Origin of the sequence: Xenorhabdus bovienii SS-2004 (genome assembly GCF_000027225.1) — a bacterium.
Classification (GTDB): Bacteria; Pseudomonadota; Gammaproteobacteria; order Enterobacterales; family Enterobacteriaceae; genus Xenorhabdus; species Xenorhabdus bovienii_C.
This window is the reverse complement of sequence record NC_013892.1, coordinates 45,938-64,593: the sequence shown is the minus strand read 5'-3', so window position 1 is coordinate 64,593 and position 18,656 is coordinate 45,938. Positions and strand designations below refer to the sequence as shown.

Sequence of the window (18,656 nt, the reverse complement as noted above, 5' to 3'; positions counted from 1 at the left end):
CTCTGCTGAGAGGGCATATGGACGAATTAAAATCAGAAAACAAACAAAAAACAGAAAACGAATTTAAACCCGATACATCCGATCGCCACCCTCCGCGATCGCGCAGCCAATCCAACCAGCCCAAGCTGGCAGTATCCCGCCAGCAATTAATGATTGGGGTTGGAATTCTGGTGCTTTTACTGCTGATTATTGCTATCAGTTCTGCATTGAAATCGCCAACTGAGCATGAGAAACAGCAATCCCAGAATACGGCTGAGAAAAACATCGATCTATCCGGCTCTTCTTCACTCTCTACCAATAATCAGAATAGCTCGCCGGAAAATCCATTGGCATCAGCAATCAATGGCTCACAAGAAATCAGTATGCCACCCATTAGCAATACACCAAGCAAAGATCTTTCTCCAGCACCTGAGGCAAGTAACCACAACCAGCGCATAGAATTGCCCGGTGATATTTCTGATGCCTTGAATCAACAGCAAGGTAACATCAATAATACGGTGCAAAAAAACCTGACGCCATCACAGTCCAACCCGATGCAACAGACGGTGATACCGCCAGTTGAACAGAATAAGACTGAAAAAGTTGCACCGCCGAAAATAGAAAAAACGGAAAAAGTGGCAAAATCAGAAAAGCATGCCAAATCAACTGATAAACCAGCAATATTCCACCATCAGGCCAGTAAAAAGAGTGTGACTGATACTCGCGGTGATTTACTGAAAGCCTCCGCCAACAGATTCACACTCCAGTTGAGTAGCGCCAGCCGCTCGGATACCTTAATTGCCTTCGCAAAGAACAATAACCTGTCAAACTATACGGTTTATGAAGCTAAACGTGAAGGTAAGGCATGGTTTATCTTGATCCACGGCAGTTATGGTTCGGTTTCTGACGCCAAAAGTGCCATTTCCTCACTCCCGGCTGAAGTTCAGGCCAAAAAACCTTGGGTTAGAAAACTACAACAGGTTCAGCAAGATCTGAAAAAATAAAACTATTTTGATTAGGCGCTGATATGCTGTCCTAAACAGAGTACAATCTGCGGCTCTGAAATTATTGAATAGCTAATTTGACGGCATGAAAAAAAAACGCGCTTTCTTAAAATGGGCCGGTGGAAAATACCCTTTGGTGGATGACATTAGACGTCATCTGCCAGAGGGAGAACGCTTAATTGAGCCATTTGTTGGCGCAGGCTCGGTATTCCTGAATACCGATTATGATTCTTACATCTTGTCAGACATAAATAGTGATCTGATCAACCTGTATGACACGGTAAAATCTCGTCCAGAAGAATTTATCAATCATGCCCGTCCATTATTCTCTCAGGAGTTCAACACTGCGGAAGACTTCTATCGCCTGAGGGAAGAGTTCAACAAAAGCCAAGAACCACTGTACCGCAGTCTATTGTTTCTTTACCTTAACCGACACTGCTATAACGGCCTTTGCCGCTATAACTCTCGAGGAGAATTTAACGTCCCTTTTGGGCGATATAAAAAACCTTATTTTCCTGAAGATGAGCTTTACTGGTTCGCTGAAAAAGCCCAAAAAGCCTCTTTTGTCTGCCAGCATTACCAAATCACGTTAGACAACGCTCCACAAGGATCAGTAATTTATTGTGATCCTCCGTATGCCCCACTTTCGGCAACGGCTAATTTTACGGCCTATCATACAAATAGTTTTAACCTCCTCGATCAAGAAAATCTAGCGAGGATGGCCTATCATCTTTCCTCTCAACAGGGCATTCCTGTGCTCATATCCAACCATGACACGCTAATGACGCGGGAATGGTATCATCAGGCTACTCTTCATATTGTTAAAGCCCGTCGGACAATAAGTAGAAATATTCTTGCTCGGAGTAAAGTTGATGAGCTTTTGGCGTTATACTGCCGGAAGTGACTGAGGTTTCTTACCCCTGAAATAATGGGGATAAAACAATGAATTGGAGAAGATGATAATGAAGAAAGATTTTCTGATTGCCCCATCCATTCTATCTGCAGATTTTGCCCGATTAGGTGAAGATACCGCAAAGGTTCTGGCAGCAGGCGCTGATGTTGTCCACTTTGACGTTATGGATAATCACTATGTGCCAAACCTGACCATTGGACCAATGGTCTGTCAGGCGCTGTGTGATTATGGCATTACGGCACCGATAGACGTTCATCTGATGGTAAAACCTGTAGATCGCATTATCCCTGATTTTGCTAAAGCAGGTGCAACCTACATCACTTTCCACCCCGAAGCGAGCGAGCATGTTGACCGTACCCTGCAACTCATCAAAGAACATGGCTGTAAGGCAGGTCTGGTTTTCAACCCAGCAACCCCTCTCAGCTACCTTGATTATGTTCTGGATAAGCTGGACGTGATTCTGCTGATGTCCGTTAACCCGGGTTTCAGTGGTCAGTCCTTCATTCCAGAAACCCTGAACAAGCTACGACAGGTACGCAAAATCATTGACGAAAGCGGATACGATATTCGTCTTGAAGTTGATGGTGGCATCAAGGCCAATAATATTAGAGAAGCCGCTCAGGCGGGCGCAGATATGTTTGTTGCAGGTTCTGCTATTTTCAGCCAGCCTGACTATAAAACGGTCATTGATGAGATGCGCCGTGAATTATCAAAGGTGGCATAATGGTAACAAGTATTAAGAAAAATCTTCGTGCCATTGCATTTGATCTGGATGGAACATTAGTCGACAGCGCCAGCGGTCTGGCGGAAGCACTGGATCAGGCTCTGATTGCCAAAGGTTTACCTCCGGCAGGCAAAGAACGAGTTGCTATCTGGATAGGTAACGGCGCGGATGTCATGGTTGAACGTGCACTGAAATGGGCAGGCGTAGAATCCACCCCTGAATTGCATCGTGAAACCCGTAAACTGTTTGATGGGTTTTATGAAACAACCGTGACAACAGGCAGCCAACTGTTTCCCTATGTAAAAGAAACTCTGGCAACACTGGCACAGCATAATCTGCCAATGGCCATCGTAACCAATAAACCCACACCTTTTATTGCGCCATTGCTGGAATCATTGGGGATCAGTGAATACTTTTCACTGGTGCTGGGTGGTGATGATGTTAAAGAGAAAAAACCCCATCCTGCCCCGCTATATCTAACAATGGGCATGTTTGGCATCCATAAAGAAGAATTGCTTTTTGTCGGTGATTCCCGTAATGATATTTTAGCGGCACAGGCAGCTGGCTGCCCTTGTGTTGGCTTAACCTATGGATATAACTACGGAGAATCGATAGCATTAAGCCACCCAGATTATATATTGGACCATTTCCCGGATTTACTACCGGCTATCGGATTATCTACGTTAAAACTTCAGGAAGCGTAACAAAATGAACGAACCCACTGTAATGAAACCAAACTCCCAAAAACCTATTGTATTCAGCGGCGCACAGCCTTCCGGTGAATTGACCATCGGTAACTACATGGGGGCGTTACGTCAGTGGGTTAAAATGCAGGATGAGTATGATTGCATCTATTGCATCGTTAACCAGCATGCTATTACCGTGCGCCAAGACCCAAATGAATTGAAAAAACGCACGCTTGATACGCTTGCACTTTACCTCGCATGTGGCATTGACCCCAAGAAAAGTACGATCTTCGTTCAGTCACACGTTCCACAGCATTCTCAATTAAGTTGGGTACTTAACTGTTACACCTATTTTGGTGAACTCGGCCGTATGACCCAGTTTAAAGATAAATCAGCTCGTCATGCGGAAAACATCAACGCAGGGTTATTTAGTTATCCGGTTCTGATGGCCGCAGATATTCTGCTTTATCAAGCCAATCAAATCCCTGTGGGAATTGACCAGAAACAGCATCTTGAATTGAGCCGTGATCTGGCACAGCGCTTTAATGCTATTTACGGTGATATTTTCACCGTACCAGAACCATTCATTCCAACGGGTGGTGCTAAAGTGATGTCTTTGCAAGATCCAGCCAAGAAAATGTCAAAGTCGGATGATAACTGTAATAACGTTATTGCCCTGCTGGAAGATCCAAAATCTGTCGCGAAAAAAATCAAACGTGCAGTTACCGATTCTGAAGATCCACCTCGTGTACGCTATGATCTGGAAAACAAACCGGGTGTTTCCAACCTGCTGGATATTCTTTCTGGTGTCACCGGCAAAACCATTGCTGAATTGGAAGCTGAGTTTGAAGGAAAAATGTACGGTCATTTGAAAGGCGCTGTCGCAGATGCTGTATCCGAAATGCTAACTGATTTGCAAGAACGTTATCATCATTTCCGTAATGATGAAGCATTGCTAAATCAAATCATGGCAGAAGGGGCAGCCAAGGCACAAGCCCGTGCTCAGGCGACTTTGGATAAAATCTACGATGCGGTAGGTTTGCTCGCTCATCCGTAATCGTTCGATATACTTTCGGGTAATACATTTTTTCCTCTCAATAAATTATTGATAGCTATTAAAGTATTACCCACGCATGATAACAATAATATCGAATAGTCAAAATGCTGGCCATAGCATTGACCAGCATTATTGAGAGAAATAAATCTCACTAATTACTTAATTTTTTCTTCGTAACGCTTTGCTGCCTCATCCCAGTCCACTACATGCCAAAACGCCTTAATATAGTCTGGACGGCGGTTTTGATATTTCAGGTAATAAGCGTGTTCCCACACATCCAGACCCAGAATCGGGTAACCTGAAGCACCGGCAATTTCCTCTCCCATTAACGGACTGTCCTGATTGGCAGTTGAAACAACCGCAAGTTTGCCATCTGCTTTTAGAACCAACCATGCCCAGCCAGAGCCAAAGCGGGTTGCAGCCGCCTGCTCAAATTTTTCCTTAAAGATCTCAATGCTACCTAAATCCCTCTCAATGGCCGTTTTCAAAGCACCACCTAAGACCGTTCCCAATTTTAATCCTTTCCAGAACAGACTATGGTTTGAGTGACCGCCCGCATTATTGCGAATAAAAGTGCGCTTATCCGCAGGGATTTTATCAAGCTGCTGGATCAGATCATCAATATGAAGTTTAGCTAATTCAGGGAAAGCTTCCAACGCTGTATTCGTGTTAGTCACGTAGGTTTGATGGTGTTTGGTATAATGAATTTCCATCGTCGGCTTATCGAAATGAGGCTCCAACGCATCATAAGAGTAAGGTAGAGCGGGCAGTGAATAGCTCATGTCATATCTCCAGTAGTTTAGAATGTATAAGGCTCACAGCTTGTGAACAACATAGTTATTATAATGACTTAAACAGCAATGAAAATGATTATCAATTCCATATTATAACTAGGGTTTCCTTTCCATTTCTCAGTTTCATTTCTTCATTAGATAGAATAACTAAATAAAATCCATAAGTTAGTCGTTCTCTCCAAAGATTAAATTATCAACAGAACTTAATTTCTCTCAAACACGCCGCATTAATTGATCATTCCATGAAATGCATTCTCTTTAATGCGTGATCTTCCGCGCAAAAAAGAAACAAAACTTCTCTTTACACTTTAGTTAACGTTGTTTTGACATAGTATTAACAATCGCAAGGAGATAAAAATATGACTCAGATAATCAAGCATCTTATTCCTGCTGACATTGCAGAAACGGCCCTGATAAGCAAACAACAATATCTACAAGATTACCAATGGTCACTACAAGATCCTGAAGCGTTCTGGAGTGAGAAAGGTAAGATAGTGGATTGGATTAAACCTTATACTCAGGTTAAAAACACCTCTTTCGACCCAGGGCATGTCAGTATCCGCTGGTTTGAAGATGGCACACTGAATTTAAGTGCCAACTGCCTTGACCGCCATTTGCAGGAACGTGGTGAGCAAACCGCTATCATCTGGGAAGGAGACAATCCCGCAGAATCCAAGCATGTTACGTATCGCGAGCTATATCATGATGTCTGCCAATTCGCCAATGTATTGAAAAAACTTGATGTCAAAAAAGGTGATGTCGTTGCGATTTATATGCCAATGGTACCCGAAGCCGCCGTTGCCATGCTGGCCTGTACCCGAGTTGGTGCAATCCATTCCGTGATTTTTGGTGGTTTTTCTCCTGATGCCATTGCTGGCAGGGTTATCGATTCCAATGCCAAGCTGATTATTACCGCAGATGAAGGGATACGTGCAGGCCGCGTTATTCCATTGAAAAAGAATGTCGATGAAGCACTGAGTAATCCAGCCGTAACCGACGTTGTTAATGTGGTAGTCTTCAAGCGTACTGGTAACACCAAAAGCTGGCAGGAAGGTCGTGATTTGTGGTGGCATGAGTTGATCGAAAATGTCAGCACAGATTGCCCTGCCGAAGAAATGAATGCCGAAGATCCACTTTTCATACTTTATACCTCTGGCTCAACCGGCAAACCTAAAGGGGTTCTACATACCACTGGCGGTTATCTGGTCTATGCTTCTTTGACTTTCAAATACACGTTTGATTACCGCCCTGGGGAGATCTACTGGTGTACAGCCGATATTGGCTGGGTAACCGGCCACAGCTACCTTCTGTATGGGCCTCTCTCCTGCGGTGCAACATCATTGATGTTTGAAGGTGTACCAAACTACCCCGATGTCAATCGCCTCTGTCAGATCGTTGATAAACATCAGGTTAATATTATCTATACTGCACCAACCGCCATTCGTGCATTAATGGCTGAAGGCGATAAGGCGATTGAAGGAACCAAACGTACGTCACTACGTATCATGGGCTCGGTAGGTGAGCCAATTAATCCTGAAGCATGGGAATGGTACTACCGGAAGATAGGTAACAGTAAATGTCCTATTGTCGATACTTGGTGGCAAACCGAAACAGGCGGGTTCATGATCACGCCTTTGCCCGGAGCAGTCGACCTCAAACCAGGTTCGGCTACTTTGCCATTCTTCGGTATCAGTCCGGCATTGGTGGGCAACTCAGGTGAGCCATTAACTGGCGAATGTGAGGGTAATCTTGTCATCACGGATTCCTGGCCGGGACAAGCGCGAACTTTATTTGGTGATCATGAGCGTTTTGAACAAACCTATTTTTCCACTTTCAAAGGTATGTATTTCAGCGGAGATGGCGCTCGACGTGATGAAGACGGCTATTACTGGATCACTGGCCGTGTCGATGATGTCCTGAATATTTCAGGTCATCGGTTGGGAACCGCAGAAATTGAGTCTGCGCTGGTTTCACATCCAAAAATTGCCGAAGCTGCTGTTGTTGGCATTCCACACCATATCAAAGGGCAGGCGATTTATGCCTATGTCACACTGAATCATGGTGAAGAACCTTCCCCGGATCTTTATACCGAAGTCAGAAATTGGGTTCGCAAAGAAATCGGCCCGATTGCAACACCCGATATTCTTCACTGGACGGATTCTTTGCCCAAAACGCGTTCAGGGAAGATCATGCGCCGTATCTTGCGCAAAATTGCTTCCGGCGATACCAGTAACTTAGGTGATACCTCCACACTAGCAGATCCGGGTGTCGTTGAAAAACTGCTGGAAGAAAAACAATCCATGAATATGACTTAAAAAAGTACGCCGCCGGAAGGCGGCTTGAATAACGTATCACCAAAAACAGAGAACTGTGCAGGGACATGACAAATACGTCATGAGCTCCCACGGACTTCTGTACCCCGCGTTTAGCAATCAATAACGCAATTAAGGTGTATCGTTCAAAATCCAAGAAGGAGACACTCTGATGAATCCTGATATTTATCAAGAGATTGAAAATAATCCCCGCTTTAAGGAATTGGTTCAGAAGCGTGGGCGCTTTGCCTGGTTGTTATCCGCCATCATGTTAGTACTTTATGTTGGATTTATTTTTCTTATCGCTTTTTCCCCTGAGTGGCTTGGTACTCCCCTCTATGAAGGCTCCAGCATGACGCGTGGTATTCCTGTGGGGGTTGGCATTATATTTATTTCTTTCATATTGACAGGGATCTATGTTGTCAGAGCGAATGGTGAATTTGATCGTTTGACTTCGACTATCCTCAATGAGGTAAAAAAATGAAAAAAATCGTATTGTCAGCGATGCTGCTATTTTCCACACTCTTTCACAACTTAGCACAAGCGGATGCCATTTCAGGCAAGGTCGAAGAACAACCCTTGAATATTCAAGCTATTGTTATGTTTCTGTTATTCGTTGGGTTCACTCTTTGCATTACTTATTGGGCTTCAAAACGAACGCAATCACGTTCAGATTATTATACCGCTGGTGGACGTATTACAGGGTTTCAAAACGGAATGGCCATCGCTGGTGACTATATGTCAGCCGCCTCTTTTCTGGGAATTTCCGCGTTAGTCTATACCTCTGGTTACGATGGCCTGATCTATTCAATAGGCTTCCTCGTTGGCTGGCCAATTATTCTATTCCTCATCGCTGAACGTTTGAGAAATCTAGGGCGTTACACGTTTGCTGATGTCGCCTCTTATCGATTGAAACAGCGTCCCATTCGTACTTTGTCAGCAATAGGCTCTTTGGTTGTCGTTGCACTATATTTGATCGCTCAAATGGTTGGGGCAGGAAAACTCATTGAGCTGCTATTTGGGTTGAATTATCACATTGCAGTTATTTTGGTCGGTATTTTGATGGTGCTGTATGTGCTGTTTGGTGGAATGCTGGCAACGACATGGGTTCAAATTATCAAGGCAATCCTATTACTGGCAGGAGCAACATTCATGGCGCTGATGGTCATGAAAGCTGTAAATTTCAATTTCAATACTCTGTTTAAAGAAGCTATAGCTGTGCATTCCCGTGGTCAGGCAATCATGAGCCCAGGCGGATTGGTGTCTGATCCTATATCAGCACTCTCTTTAGGACTGGCATTGATGTTTGGCACTGCCGGATTGCCACATATTATCATGCGATTTTTTACCGTTAGTGATGCTAAAGAAGCCCGTAAAAGTGTTTTCTATGCCACAGGGTTTATCGGCTATTTTTATATCCTGACGTTTATCATTGGGTTTGGTGCAATATTATTAGTCAGTCCCAATCCCGCGTTCAAAGATGCAACTGGGGCATTAATTGGTGGAACGAATATGTCCGCTGTTCATCTTGCCGATGCCGTTGGCGGTAACTTCTTCCTTGGTTTCATCTCTGCCGTGGCCTTTGCCACTATTTTAGCTGTTGTGGCAGGGTTAACTTTAGCAGGTGCTTCAGCAGTTTCTCATGATCTCTACGCTAATGTAATTAAGCAAGGTCAAGCCAATGAGCGGGATGAACTGAAAGTTTCTAAGATTACCGTCATTATTCTCGGTTTTGTCGCCATTGGATTGGGTATTCTGTTTGAAAAACAAAATATTGCCTTCATGGTGGGTTTGGCATTCTCAATTGCCGCAAGCTGTAACTTTCCGATTATTTTATTATCGATGTACTGGAACAAGCTGACAACGCGAGGGGCACTCATTGGCGGGTGGTTAGGATTAATTAGTGCGGTTGTATTAATGATCCTTGGGCCTACTATTTGGGTCAACATCCTCGGTCATGAAAAGCCAATTTATCCGTATGAATACCCTGCACTGTTTTCTATGTTTGTAGCATTCATCTGTACATGGTTATTTTCCATCACAGATGGATCACAACAAGGTCAGCAGGAAAGGAAAATGTTTCGCAATCAGTTTATTCGTTCACAGACTGGAATTGGTATCGAGTAGGGGAAGGTACATTAATTTTGTTTAGCCAATCGGAGTAGTAAATTATTTTTCAAAAGTCCTTTTAAAATTCATCAAATGCAAAAAAGCCACCCGGTGGGGTGGCTTCTCTGGCTAAATAGATGTCTGGCAGTGCCCTACTCTCACATGGGGAGACCCCACACTACCATCGGCGCTACGGCGTTTCACTGCTGAGTTCGGCATGGGATCAGGTGGGACCACCGCGCTATGGCCGCCAGACAAATTCTGTGTTCAATCCCGAACAAGCTGCTGTTTTTCATTTGAAACTGCGTCTCTCTCTCACCAAAACACCTTCGGTGTTGTCAGGTTAAGCCTCACGGTTCATTAGTACTGGTTAGCTCAACGTATCGCTACGCTTACACACCCAGCCTATCCACGTCCTCGTCTTGAACGTTCCTTCAGTATCCTCAAGGGACAAGGGAAGACTCATCTCAAGGCAAGTTTCCCGCTTAGATGCTTTCAGCGGTTATCTCTTCCGCACTTAGCTACCGGGCAGTGCCATTGGCATGACAACCCGAACACCAGTGGTGCGTCCACTCCGGTCCTCTCGTACTAGGAGCAGCCCCTTTCAATCTTCCAACGCCCACGGCAGATAGGGACCGAACTGTCTCACGACGTTCTAAACCCAGCTCGCGTACCACTTTAAACGGCGAACAGCCGTACCCTTGGGACCTACTTCAGCCCCAGGATGTGATGAGCCGACATCGAGGTGCCAAACACCGCCGTCGATATGAACTCTTGGGCGGTATCAGCCTGTTATCCCCGGAGTACCTTTTATCCGTTGAGCGATGGCCCTTCCATTCAGAACCACCGGATCACTATGACCTACTTTCGTACCTGCTCGAGCTGTCACTCTCGCAGTCAAGCTAGCTTATGCCATTGCACTAACCTCACGATGTCCGACCGTGATTAGCTAACCTTCGTGCTCCTCCGTTACGCTTTGGGAGGAGACCGCCCCAGTCAAACTACCCACCAGACACTGTCCGCGACCCGGATAACGGGCCTGCGTTAGAACATCAAACATTCAAGGGTGGTATTTCAAGGATGGCTCCGTGCAGACTGGCGTCCACACTTCACAGCCTCCCACCTATCCTACACATCAAGGTTCAAGGTTCAGTGTCAAGCTATAGTAAAGGTTCACGGGGTCTTTCCGTCTTGCCGCGGGTACACTGCATCTTCACAGCGAGTTCAATTTCACTGAGTCTCGGGTGGAGACAGCCTGGCCATCATTACGCCATTCGTGCAGGTCGGAACTTACCCGACAAGGAATTTCGCTACCTTAGGACCGTTATAGTTACGGCCGCCGTTTACTGGGGCTTCGATCAAGAGCTTCGCGTTGCCGCTAACCCCATCAATTAACCTTCCAGCACCGGGCAGGCGTCACACCGTATACGTCCACTTTCGTGTTTGCACAGTGCTGTGTTTTTATTAAACAGTTGCAGCCAGCTGGTATCTGCGACTGGCCTCGGCTCGGGGAGCAAGTCCCGTCACCTGGCGCCAGCGTGCCTTCTCCCGAAGTTACGGCACCATTTTGCCTAGTTCCTTCACCCGAGTTCTCTCAAGCGCCTGAGTATTCTCTACCTGACCACCTGTGTCGGTTTGGGGTACGATTCACTGTTACCTGATGCTTAGAGGCTTTTCCTGGAAGCAGGGCATCAACCACTTCAGCACCGTAGTGCCTCGTTATCACGCCTCAGTGTTCACGGAAGAACGGATTTACCAATTCTTCCCACCTACACGCTTGAACCGGGACAACCGTCGCCCGGCTGGTCTAGCCTTCTCCGTCCCCCCTTCGCAGTAACACCGAGTACGGGAATATTAACCCGTTTCCCATCGACTACGCCTTTCGGCCTCGCCTTAGGGGTCGACTCACCCTGCCCCGATTAACGTTGGACAGGAACCCTTGGTCTTCCGGCGAGCGGGTTTTTCACCCGCTTTATCGTTACTTATGTCAGCATTCGCACTTCTGATACCTCCAGCATGCCTCACAGCACACCTTCGCAGGCTTACAGAACGCTCCCCTACCCAACAACACCTAAGTGTTGCTGCCGCAGCTTCGGTGCATGGTTTAGCCCCGTTACATCTTCCGCGCAGGCCGACTCGACCAGTGAGCTATTACGCTTTCTTTAAATGATGGCTGCTTCTAAGCCAACATCCTGGCTGTCTGAGCCTTCCCACTTCGTTTCCCACTTAACCATGACTTGGGGACCTTAGCTGGCGGTCTGGGTTGTTTCCCTCTTCACGACGGACGTTAGCACCCGCCGTGTGTCTCCCGTGATAACATTCTTCGGTATTCGCAGTTTGCATCGGGTTGGTAAGTCGGGATGACCCCCTAGCCGAAACAGTGCTCTACCCCCGAAGATGAATTCACGAGGCGCTACCTAAATAGCTTTCGGGGAGAACCAGCTATCTCCCGGTTTGATTGGCCTTTCACCCCCAGCCACAAGTCATCCGCTAATTTTTCAACATTAGTCGGTTCGGTCCTCCAGTTAGTGTTACCCAACCTTCAACCTGCCCATGGCTAGATCACCGGGTTTCGGGTCTATACCCTGCAACTTAACGCCCAGTTAAGACTCGGTTTCCCTGCGGCTCCCCTAAACGGTTAACCTTGCTACAGAATATAAGTCGCTGACCCATTATACAAAAGGTACGCAGTCACCCTGATAAATCAAGGCTCCCACTGCTTGTACGTACACGGTTTCAGGTTCTATTTCACTCCCCTCGCCGGGGTTCTTTTCGCCTTTCCCTCACGGTACTGGTTCACTATCGGTCAGTCAGGAGTATTTAGCCTTGGAGGATGGTCCCCCCATGTTCAGACAGGATACCACGTGTCCCGCCCTACTCGTCGAACTCACACCACCAGTGTCTTCAGATACGGGGCTATCACCCTTTACTGCCGGCCTTTCCAGACCGTTCTCCTGACGCTGATGCTGATGTTGGTTCTGGGCTGTTCCCCGTTCGCTCGCCGCTACTGGGGGAATCTCGGTTGATTTCTTTTCCTCGGGGTACTGAGATGTTTCAGTTCCCCCGGTTCGCCTCCGGACCCTATGAATTCAGGCCAGGATAGTGCAACGGATTGCACTGGGTTTCCCCATTCGGGTATCGCCGGTTATTGCGGTTCATATCACCTTACCGGCGCTTATCGCAGATTAGCACGCCCTTCATCGCCTCTGACTGCCTAGGCATCCACCGTGTACGCTTAGTCGCTTAACCTCACAACCCGAAGGTGTCTTCGGGTGTGCGTTTTGAGAGACTCACCAGTCCCGTCCATGACGGCACTGATTGTTTCAAATTTTCAGCTTGTTCCAGATTATTAAAGAGCGTTATTGGTAAACCGACTTTGCAGTCCGTTTACCAATAATTCGGTGACCCTGCCTTTCACACAGTGCCTGAACAGGATGGCGTCCCCTAGGGGATTCGAACCCCTGTTACCGCCGTGAAAGGGCGGTGTCCTAGGCCTCTAGACGAAGGGGACTCAAGTCTTCTTCGCGGGCATTCCTGCTCATTTTCTTTCATCAGACAATCTGTGTGGACACTGCACAATCACTATCATTCAGGTAAGGAGGTGATCCAACCGCAGGTTCCCCTACGGTTACCTTGTTACGACTTCACCCCAGTCATGAATCACAAAGTGGTAAGCGCCCCCCCGAAGGTTAAGCTACCTACTTCTTTTGCAACCCACTCCCATGGTGTGACGGGCGGTGTGTACAAGGCCCGGGAACGTATTCACCGTAGCATTCTGATCTACGATTACTAGCGATTCCGACTTCATGGAGTCGAGTTGCAGACTCCAATCCGGACTACGACAGACTTTATGAGTTCCGCTTGCTCTCGCGAGGTCGCTTCTCTTTGTATCTGCCATTGTAGCACGTGTGTAGCCCTACTCGTAAGGGCCATGATGACTTGACGTCATCCCCACCTTCCTCCGGTTTATCACCGGCAGTCTCCCTTGAGTTCCCACCATCACGTGCTGGCAACAAAGGATAAGGGTTGCGCTCGTTGCGGGACTTAACCCAACATTTCACAACACGAGCTGACGACAGCCATGCAGCACCTGTCTCTCAGGTCCCGAAGGCACTCCGCCATCTCTGGCAGATTCTGAGGATGTCAAGAGTAGGTAAGGTTCTTCGCGTTGCATCGAATTAAACCACATGCTCCACCGCTTGTGCGGGCCCCCGTCAATTCATTTGAGTTTTAACCTTGCGGCCGTACTCCCCAGGCGGTCGATTTAACGCGTTAGCTCCGGAAGCCACGCCTCAAGGGCACAACCTCCAAATCGACATCGTTTACAGCGTGGACTACCAGGGTATCTAATCCTGTTTGCTCCCCACGCTTTCGCACCTGAGCGTCAGTCTTCGTCCAGGGGGCCGCCTTCGCCACCGGTATTCCTCCACATCTCTACGCATTTCACCGCTACACGTGGAATTCTACCCCCCTCTACGAGACTCTAGTCAACCAGTTTTAGATGCCGTTCCCAGGTTGAGCCCGGGGATTTCACATCTAACTTAACTGACCGCCTGCGTGCGCTTTACGCCCAGTAATTCCGATTAACGCTTGCACCCTCCGTATTACCGCGGCTGCTGGCACGGAGTTAGCCGGTGCTTCTTCTGCGGGTAACGTCAATCAACAACGCTGTTTACGCTGTTGCCTTCCTCCCCGCTGAAAGTACTTTACAACCCGAAGGCCTTCTTCATACACGCGGCATGGCTGCATCAGGCTTGCGCCCATTGTGCAATATTCCCCACTGCTGCCTCCCGTAGGAGTCTGGGCCGTGTCTCAGTCCCAGTGTGGCTGGTCATCCTCTCAGACCAGCTAGGGATCGTCGCCTAGGTGAGCCATTACCCCACCTACTAGCTAATCCCATCTGGGTTCATCCGATGGCGTGAGGCCCGAAGGTCCCCCACTTTGCTCCAAAGAGGTTATGCGGTATTAGCCACCGTTTCCAGTGGTTATCCCCCTCCATCGGGCAGATCCCCAGACATTACTCACCCGTCCGCCGCTCGCCGGCGGGGAAGCAAGCTTCCCCCCGCTGCCGCTCGACTTGCATGTGTTAGGCCTGCCGCCAGCGTTCAATCTGAGCCATGATCAAACTCTTCAATTAAAAGTCTGATGCTCAAAGAATTGTTACTGTTAGTTCGTAATGAATTAACTGTTTTAGTCACTCTTTAAGACTTTAAAGTTTTCGGCATCTTGCGATGCTGTCGATACTGTCTTGTGAGTGCCCACACAGATTGTCTGATTAAATTGTTAAAGAGCGGTCCGACCGGAGCAGGGCTCCGTGTCGTGAGGCTGCGTATCTTACGCTTTCCTCGCCGGGTGTCAAGCCTTTATTTTCAGGGCTTTTCTCCCGCTGTCCTCGGCGGCGTGTCTTCGCTCAGCGTCGGTCAGTGGTGGCGCATTATAGGGACTTTTCCGTGCCTGGCAATAGTTTTTTTGAATTTTCTTTCCGTTCGTGTTTTTTTTCAACAAAACTGGCATTTACGCTCTCTTTTCGATCAGATATTGGTGTTATCGACAACAATGGTTAAATCTATACAGTAGTATAATGTGTTAAATAGAAGGAGCATGTGACATCCATGCAGTTAAGAGAACAAAAACAAATGGAAAAAAATACCCAGTAAGTAATCATCGATTATTAAAATATAACAGGATATCTAATGGTCAAATCTGCACGCAGTATGTCGGGACTGCCCTGGATTGCTGCGATAGCTTTTTTTATGCAATCCCTGGATGCAACCATCCTTAATACCGCATTGCCGGCAATTGCTAAAAGTCTTAATCATCATCCTCTGGCAATGCAGCCAGCCATTGTTAGTTATACCTTAACGGTGGCAATGTTAATCCCGGTCAGTGGTTGGTTGGCTGATAGATTCGGCACACAACGGATATTCATTTATGCCGTTTCCCTTTTTTCTTTAGGTTCACTCGCCTGTGCGTTATCCAGCAGTTTCTCTTTTTTGGTAGCTGCCCGCGTCATTCAAGGGATCGGTGGTGCCATGATGATGCCTGTTGCCCGTTTGGCATTACTGCGGGCATATCCTCGCAGCGAATTGTTGCCCGTTTTGAATTTTGTGACTATGCCAGGTTTGCTTGGCCCAATTTTAGGCCCCATGCTCGGCGGACTGTTAGTAACTTATGCAACTTGGCATTGGATCTTCATCATCAATATTCCTATCGGCCTACTGGGTATTATTTATGCCAAAAAGCACATGCCCAACTTTACCATGCCTAAATGCTTCTTTGATTTTCTGGGATTCATGCTATTTAGTGTAGGACTGGTGATGCTTTCGGTCAGCTTTGATTTATTTGGTAATAATACTCTACCTAACTATGTTCCCGTTGCGGTTATGGCGGGTAGTATCATTATGCTGTCAGGATATATTTTTCATGCAAAAAGGCACCCAAATCCACTCATCGACCTCCAGTTGTTCCAAACACGTACCTTTTCAGTTGGTATCACCAGCAATATTGCCACTCGCTTAAGTACAGGATCCCTCTCATTTCTTATTCCGTTAATGCTACAAGTGGGTTTTGGTTATTCGGCGGTTATTGCCGGGATAATGATGGCACCAAACGCCATTGGCGCAATTCTCGCTAAATCTTTTGTCACCAAATTACTGACTCAATTTGGATATCGAAACACGCTCATTTGGGTTACGGTGATCATTGGTGTGATGATTGCACAGTTTTCACTACAGACACCGGAGATATCACTCGTCTTTTTGATCATTCCTCTATTTGTTTTAGGAATGGCAATGTCCACGCAATTTACATCAATGAATACCATTACCCTTGGTGATTTGAATAATAACAATGCCAGTGCGGGCAATAGCCTATTGGCGGTTACTCAACAGTTATCTATCAGTTTAGGAGTAACAGTCAGTGCTGCAATCCTTCGGTTTTACGAATCAGCGGAATACGGTTCAACAGTGGATCACTTCCACTATACCTTTATTACGATAGGCGTGATTACTCTAGCCTCTTCTTTTGTTTTCCTGTTATTGAAGAAAGAAGATGGCCGGAATTTGATCAAAAAGTAATGCTTTCAGCGTCTGGCTACAGAATTCCGCTCAATCAGTTTTGGCTTCAAAATTAATTGTTTTGGCTCACTTTCCGGATTGCCCATTCTATAGAGCAGAGTATCAATAGCCAGCTTACCCAATTCATCTTTGGGTTGATGAATGGTGGTCAGTGGTGGGGTCATGTAAGGCGCCATCGAAATGTCATCATATCCAATCACGGAGATATCATCGGGAACAGAAAAACCCGCTCTATGTAAGGCTTGATAAGCCCCAATAGCCATGGCGTCATTTCCTGCAAATACCGCCTCAGGAGGTTTAGATAATTGGAGTAGCTGTTCCATTGATGACAATCCACCAGCAAATTCAAAATCACTGTGGATTTCATATCCTTCCGGGATCTCTAACTGGGCATCTTTCATTGCTTTTCGATATCCAGCCAGACGCTGACGGGCTGGCGTCTTATCCTGTGGGCCAGCGATACAGGCTATTTTACGAAAACCTCGGCTAATCAGATAACTTGTGGCTAATTCGCCCCCCAATAGAGAGTTATCTTTGATGACATCACTGGATACATAAAAAGGCGACCAATCCATTGTTACCATCGGTATAAGTGGATATCGGAGCAGAAAGTCATTGGGTAGAATCGCATTTTCAGAACACATGATTAACAATCCATCAACACGTTTTTGCAACAGTGTTTCCATACTGCGGATCAACCGCGTCACGTCACCTTCGGTATTACACAGAATTAAGCTGTATCCACGCTCGTAACAATTCCGTTCAACTCCCCTGACAATTTCAGCATAAAACGGGTTATTACTGGTTGTGACCAGCATACCGATGGTTTTGGTTTTCTTGATTTTCAGACTTCTGGCCAAAGCGGAAGGCGCATAGTTCAACTCATCAATAGCCGCATTGACTTTCTTTTTCACTCTCTCACTGACATAACGGTTATCGTTAATTACATAAGAGACCGTTGATGTAGATACACCCGCAAGACGGGCAACGTCCTTCATAGTAGCCACGGTTAGTCCTGTTCAGCCAGAAATGCATCAATCTCACGTCGCCACGGAACAGCTGGCTGCGCTCCCTGACGTGTCACAGCAATAGCTGCCGCAGCATGGGCAAAACGAATTGCCGATACGATTCCTTTCCCCTCCAATAATCCCGTTACCAGTGCGCCATTAAATGTATCGCCCGCCGCAATCGTATCGATTGCCTTAACTTTAAATCCAGGAACAATTTTACCTTGCTTACCATTTTCACTCAGCCATACGCCACGGCTGCCCAATGTGATAATAACGATTTCAATACCTTTTTTATGCAAGTCCTGAGCGGCTTTTTCTGCTCCTACATTATCTTTTACAGCGATCCCAGTTAAGTATTCCGCTTCTGTTTCATTAGGAGTGATAATATCGACCAAAGAAAGCAATTGTTCAGAGAGTTTCTGTGCTGGCGCAGGGTTCAAGATAACTTTAGTGTTATGTTTTCTGGCCGTTTCAGCGGCCAGCTGTACAGTTTCCAACGGTGTTTCGAGCTGTAACAACAACACATCAGCCTCTTTGACCACCTGCTCATGATGGTGGAAATATTCAGATGTGAGTGCGCCATTCGCTCCTGCGCTAATGCCAATGACGTTTTCCCCTTGCTGATTCACAAAAATCAGTGCTACACCCGTTGTTTCACCTTCAATAACTCCGATTGCCGAGGTATTGATATTATCTTTCACCAATTGTTGACGGACACGCTCGCCAATATCATCTTGGCCAACACAAGCAATAAATGTAATGTCAGCACCACAGCGACCTGCAGCAACCGCCTGATTAGCTCCCTTTCCCCCAAATGCAACCTGATACTGTTTTCCCATCACGGTTTCCCCAGGCTGAGGAAAAGATTCGAGGTTCAAGATGTGATCTGCATTAATGCTGCCCATCACGGCAAGTTTTGCCATACTCATTACATTTATTCCTGTTCAGTGATGATGCAGCCATCAAAACTGATGGCTGCATGGTAATACTGA

12 protein-coding genes, 1 tRNA gene and 3 rRNA genes are annotated in these 18,656 nt (G+C 46.6%); 9 read left to right on the top strand and 7 right to left on the bottom strand.

Annotated features, from left to right (window positions below):
* The first annotated feature begins 17 nt into the window (after positions 1-17).
* The 5 genes from XBJ1_RS00260 to trpS all read left to right on the top strand — a co-directional run bounded on the left by XBJ1_RS00260 (position 18) and on the right by trpS (position 4,363).
* A complete protein-coding gene (locus tag XBJ1_RS00260) occupies positions 18-983 on the top strand; it encodes an SPOR domain-containing protein (protein WP_012986680.1) in 966 nt (321 codons plus the stop codon).
* Positions 984-1,068: 85 nt separating this feature from the next.
* Complete coding sequence (dam, locus tag XBJ1_RS00255) at positions 1,069-1,887, top strand: adenine-specific DNA-methyltransferase (protein WP_012986679.1); 819 nt, start codon at positions 1,069-1,071, stop codon at positions 1,885-1,887.
* Between the two features lie 58 nt (positions 1,888-1,945).
* Positions 1,946-2,620 carry a ribulose-phosphate 3-epimerase gene (gene rpe, locus XBJ1_RS00250; protein WP_012986678.1) on the top strand — a complete coding sequence of 225 codons (675 nt, stop codon included), beginning with the start codon at positions 1,946-1,948 and terminating at the stop codon, positions 2,618-2,620.
* Positions 2,620-3,324 carry a phosphoglycolate phosphatase gene (locus XBJ1_RS00245; RefSeq protein WP_012986677.1) on the top strand — a complete coding sequence of 235 codons (705 nt, stop codon included), beginning with the start codon at positions 2,620-2,622 and terminating at the stop codon, positions 3,322-3,324. The genes rpe and XBJ1_RS00245 overlap by 1 nt, the downstream gene beginning before the upstream one ends.
* A gap of 4 nt (positions 3,325-3,328) precedes the next feature.
* Positions 3,329-4,363 carry a tryptophan--tRNA ligase gene (gene trpS, locus XBJ1_RS00240; RefSeq protein ID WP_012986676.1) on the top strand — a complete coding sequence of 345 codons (1,035 nt, stop codon included), beginning with the start codon at positions 3,329-3,331 and terminating at the stop codon, positions 4,361-4,363.
* 155 nt (positions 4,364-4,518) lie between these two features.
* Here the strand turns inward: trpS and sodA are convergent, their stop codons facing one another.
* A complete protein-coding gene (sodA, locus tag XBJ1_RS00235) occupies positions 4,519-5,145 on the bottom strand; it encodes a superoxide dismutase [Mn] (protein WP_012986675.1) in 627 nt (208 codons plus the stop codon).
* A 371-nt stretch (positions 5,146-5,516) separates the two neighbouring features.
* Between sodA and acs the strand changes: the two genes are divergently transcribed.
* The 3 genes from acs (at position 5,517) to actP (ending at position 9,596) form a co-directional block, all read left to right on the top strand.
* Positions 5,517-7,472 carry an acetate--CoA ligase gene (acs, locus tag XBJ1_RS00230; protein ID WP_012986674.1) on the top strand — a complete coding sequence of 652 codons (1,956 nt, stop codon included), beginning with the start codon at positions 5,517-5,519 and terminating at the stop codon, positions 7,470-7,472.
* Between the two features lie 169 nt (positions 7,473-7,641).
* Positions 7,642-7,953: a DUF485 domain-containing protein gene (locus tag XBJ1_RS00225; RefSeq protein WP_012986673.1), complete on the top strand. Its 312-nt coding sequence runs from the start codon at positions 7,642-7,644 to the stop codon at positions 7,951-7,953.
* Positions 7,950-9,596, top strand: coding sequence for a cation/acetate symporter ActP (actP, locus tag XBJ1_RS00220; protein WP_012986672.1), 1,647 nt, complete (start codon positions 7,950-7,952; stop codon positions 9,594-9,596). Before XBJ1_RS00225 ends, actP begins: the two co-directional genes overlap by 4 nt.
* Before the next feature lie 121 nt (positions 9,597-9,717).
* Here actP and rrf read toward each other — a convergent pair.
* The 4 genes from rrf to XBJ1_RS00200 form a co-directional block, all read right to left on the bottom strand.
* Positions 9,718-9,833: ribosomal RNA gene (gene rrf, locus XBJ1_RS00215) — 5S ribosomal RNA — on the bottom strand.
* A gap of 84 nt (positions 9,834-9,917) precedes the next feature.
* Positions 9,918-12,827 (bottom strand): 23S ribosomal RNA (locus XBJ1_RS00210).
* A 186-nt stretch (positions 12,828-13,013) separates the two neighbouring features.
* Positions 13,014-13,089: transfer RNA gene (locus tag XBJ1_RS00205), tRNA-Glu, on the bottom strand.
* 83 nt (positions 13,090-13,172) lie between these two features.
* Positions 13,173-14,715: ribosomal RNA gene (locus tag XBJ1_RS00200) — 16S ribosomal RNA — on the bottom strand.
* Together the 16S, 23S and 5S rRNA genes with 1 tRNA gene alongside form the textbook arrangement of a ribosomal RNA operon.
* Positions 14,716-15,271: 556 nt before the next feature.
* Here XBJ1_RS00200 and mdtD point away from each other — a divergent pair.
* Positions 15,272-16,654: a multidrug transporter subunit MdtD gene (mdtD, locus tag XBJ1_RS00195; RefSeq protein ID WP_012986671.1), complete on the top strand. Its 1,383-nt coding sequence runs from the start codon at positions 15,272-15,274 to the stop codon at positions 16,652-16,654.
* Between the two features lie 5 nt (positions 16,655-16,659).
* On the opposite strand, the gene rbsR is transcribed toward mdtD, so the two are convergent.
* Both rbsR and rbsK read right to left on the bottom strand, forming a co-directional pair.
* On the bottom strand, positions 16,660-17,661 hold the full coding sequence (rbsR, locus tag XBJ1_RS00190) for a ribose operon transcriptional repressor RbsR (protein WP_038199620.1): 1,002 nt from the start codon (positions 17,659-17,661) through the stop codon (positions 16,660-16,662).
* Positions 17,662-17,663: 2 nt separating this feature from the next.
* Entirely contained in the window at positions 17,664-18,593 is a 930-nt protein-coding gene (rbsK, locus tag XBJ1_RS00185) for a ribokinase (RefSeq protein WP_012986669.1), read from the bottom strand.
* Positions 18,594-18,656: the final 63 nt, after the last annotated feature.

Excerpts from the sequence above, each read along its gene's own strand:
- XBJ1_RS00260 (WP_012986680.1), top strand. The coding sequence starts at position 18 with ATGGACGAATTAAAATCAGAAAACAAACAAAAAACAGAAAACGAATTT.
- mdtD (WP_012986671.1), top strand. The coding sequence starts at position 15,272 with ATGGTCAAATCTGCACGCAGTATGTCGGGACTGCCCTGGATTGCTGCG.
- rbsK (WP_012986669.1), bottom strand. The coding sequence starts at position 18,593 with ATGAGTATGGCAAAACTTGCCGTGATGGGCAGCATTAATGCAGATCAC.
- XBJ1_RS00225 (WP_012986673.1), top strand. The coding sequence starts at position 7,642 with ATGAATCCTGATATTTATCAAGAGATTGAAAATAATCCCCGCTTTAAG.
- acs (WP_012986674.1), top strand. The coding sequence starts at position 5,517 with ATGACTCAGATAATCAAGCATCTTATTCCTGCTGACATTGCAGAAACG.
- actP (WP_012986672.1), top strand. The coding sequence starts at position 7,950 with ATGAAAAAAATCGTATTGTCAGCGATGCTGCTATTTTCCACACTCTTT.
- XBJ1_RS00245 (WP_012986677.1), top strand. The coding sequence starts at position 2,620 with ATGGTAACAAGTATTAAGAAAAATCTTCGTGCCATTGCATTTGATCTG.
- sodA (WP_012986675.1), bottom strand. The coding sequence starts at position 5,145 with ATGAGCTATTCACTGCCCGCTCTACCTTACTCTTATGATGCGTTGGAG.
- rpe (WP_012986678.1), top strand. The coding sequence starts at position 1,946 with ATGAAGAAAGATTTTCTGATTGCCCCATCCATTCTATCTGCAGATTTT.
- trpS (WP_012986676.1), top strand. The coding sequence starts at position 3,329 with ATGAACGAACCCACTGTAATGAAACCAAACTCCCAAAAACCTATTGTA.
- dam (WP_012986679.1), top strand. The coding sequence starts at position 1,069 with ATGAAAAAAAAACGCGCTTTCTTAAAATGGGCCGGTGGAAAATACCCT.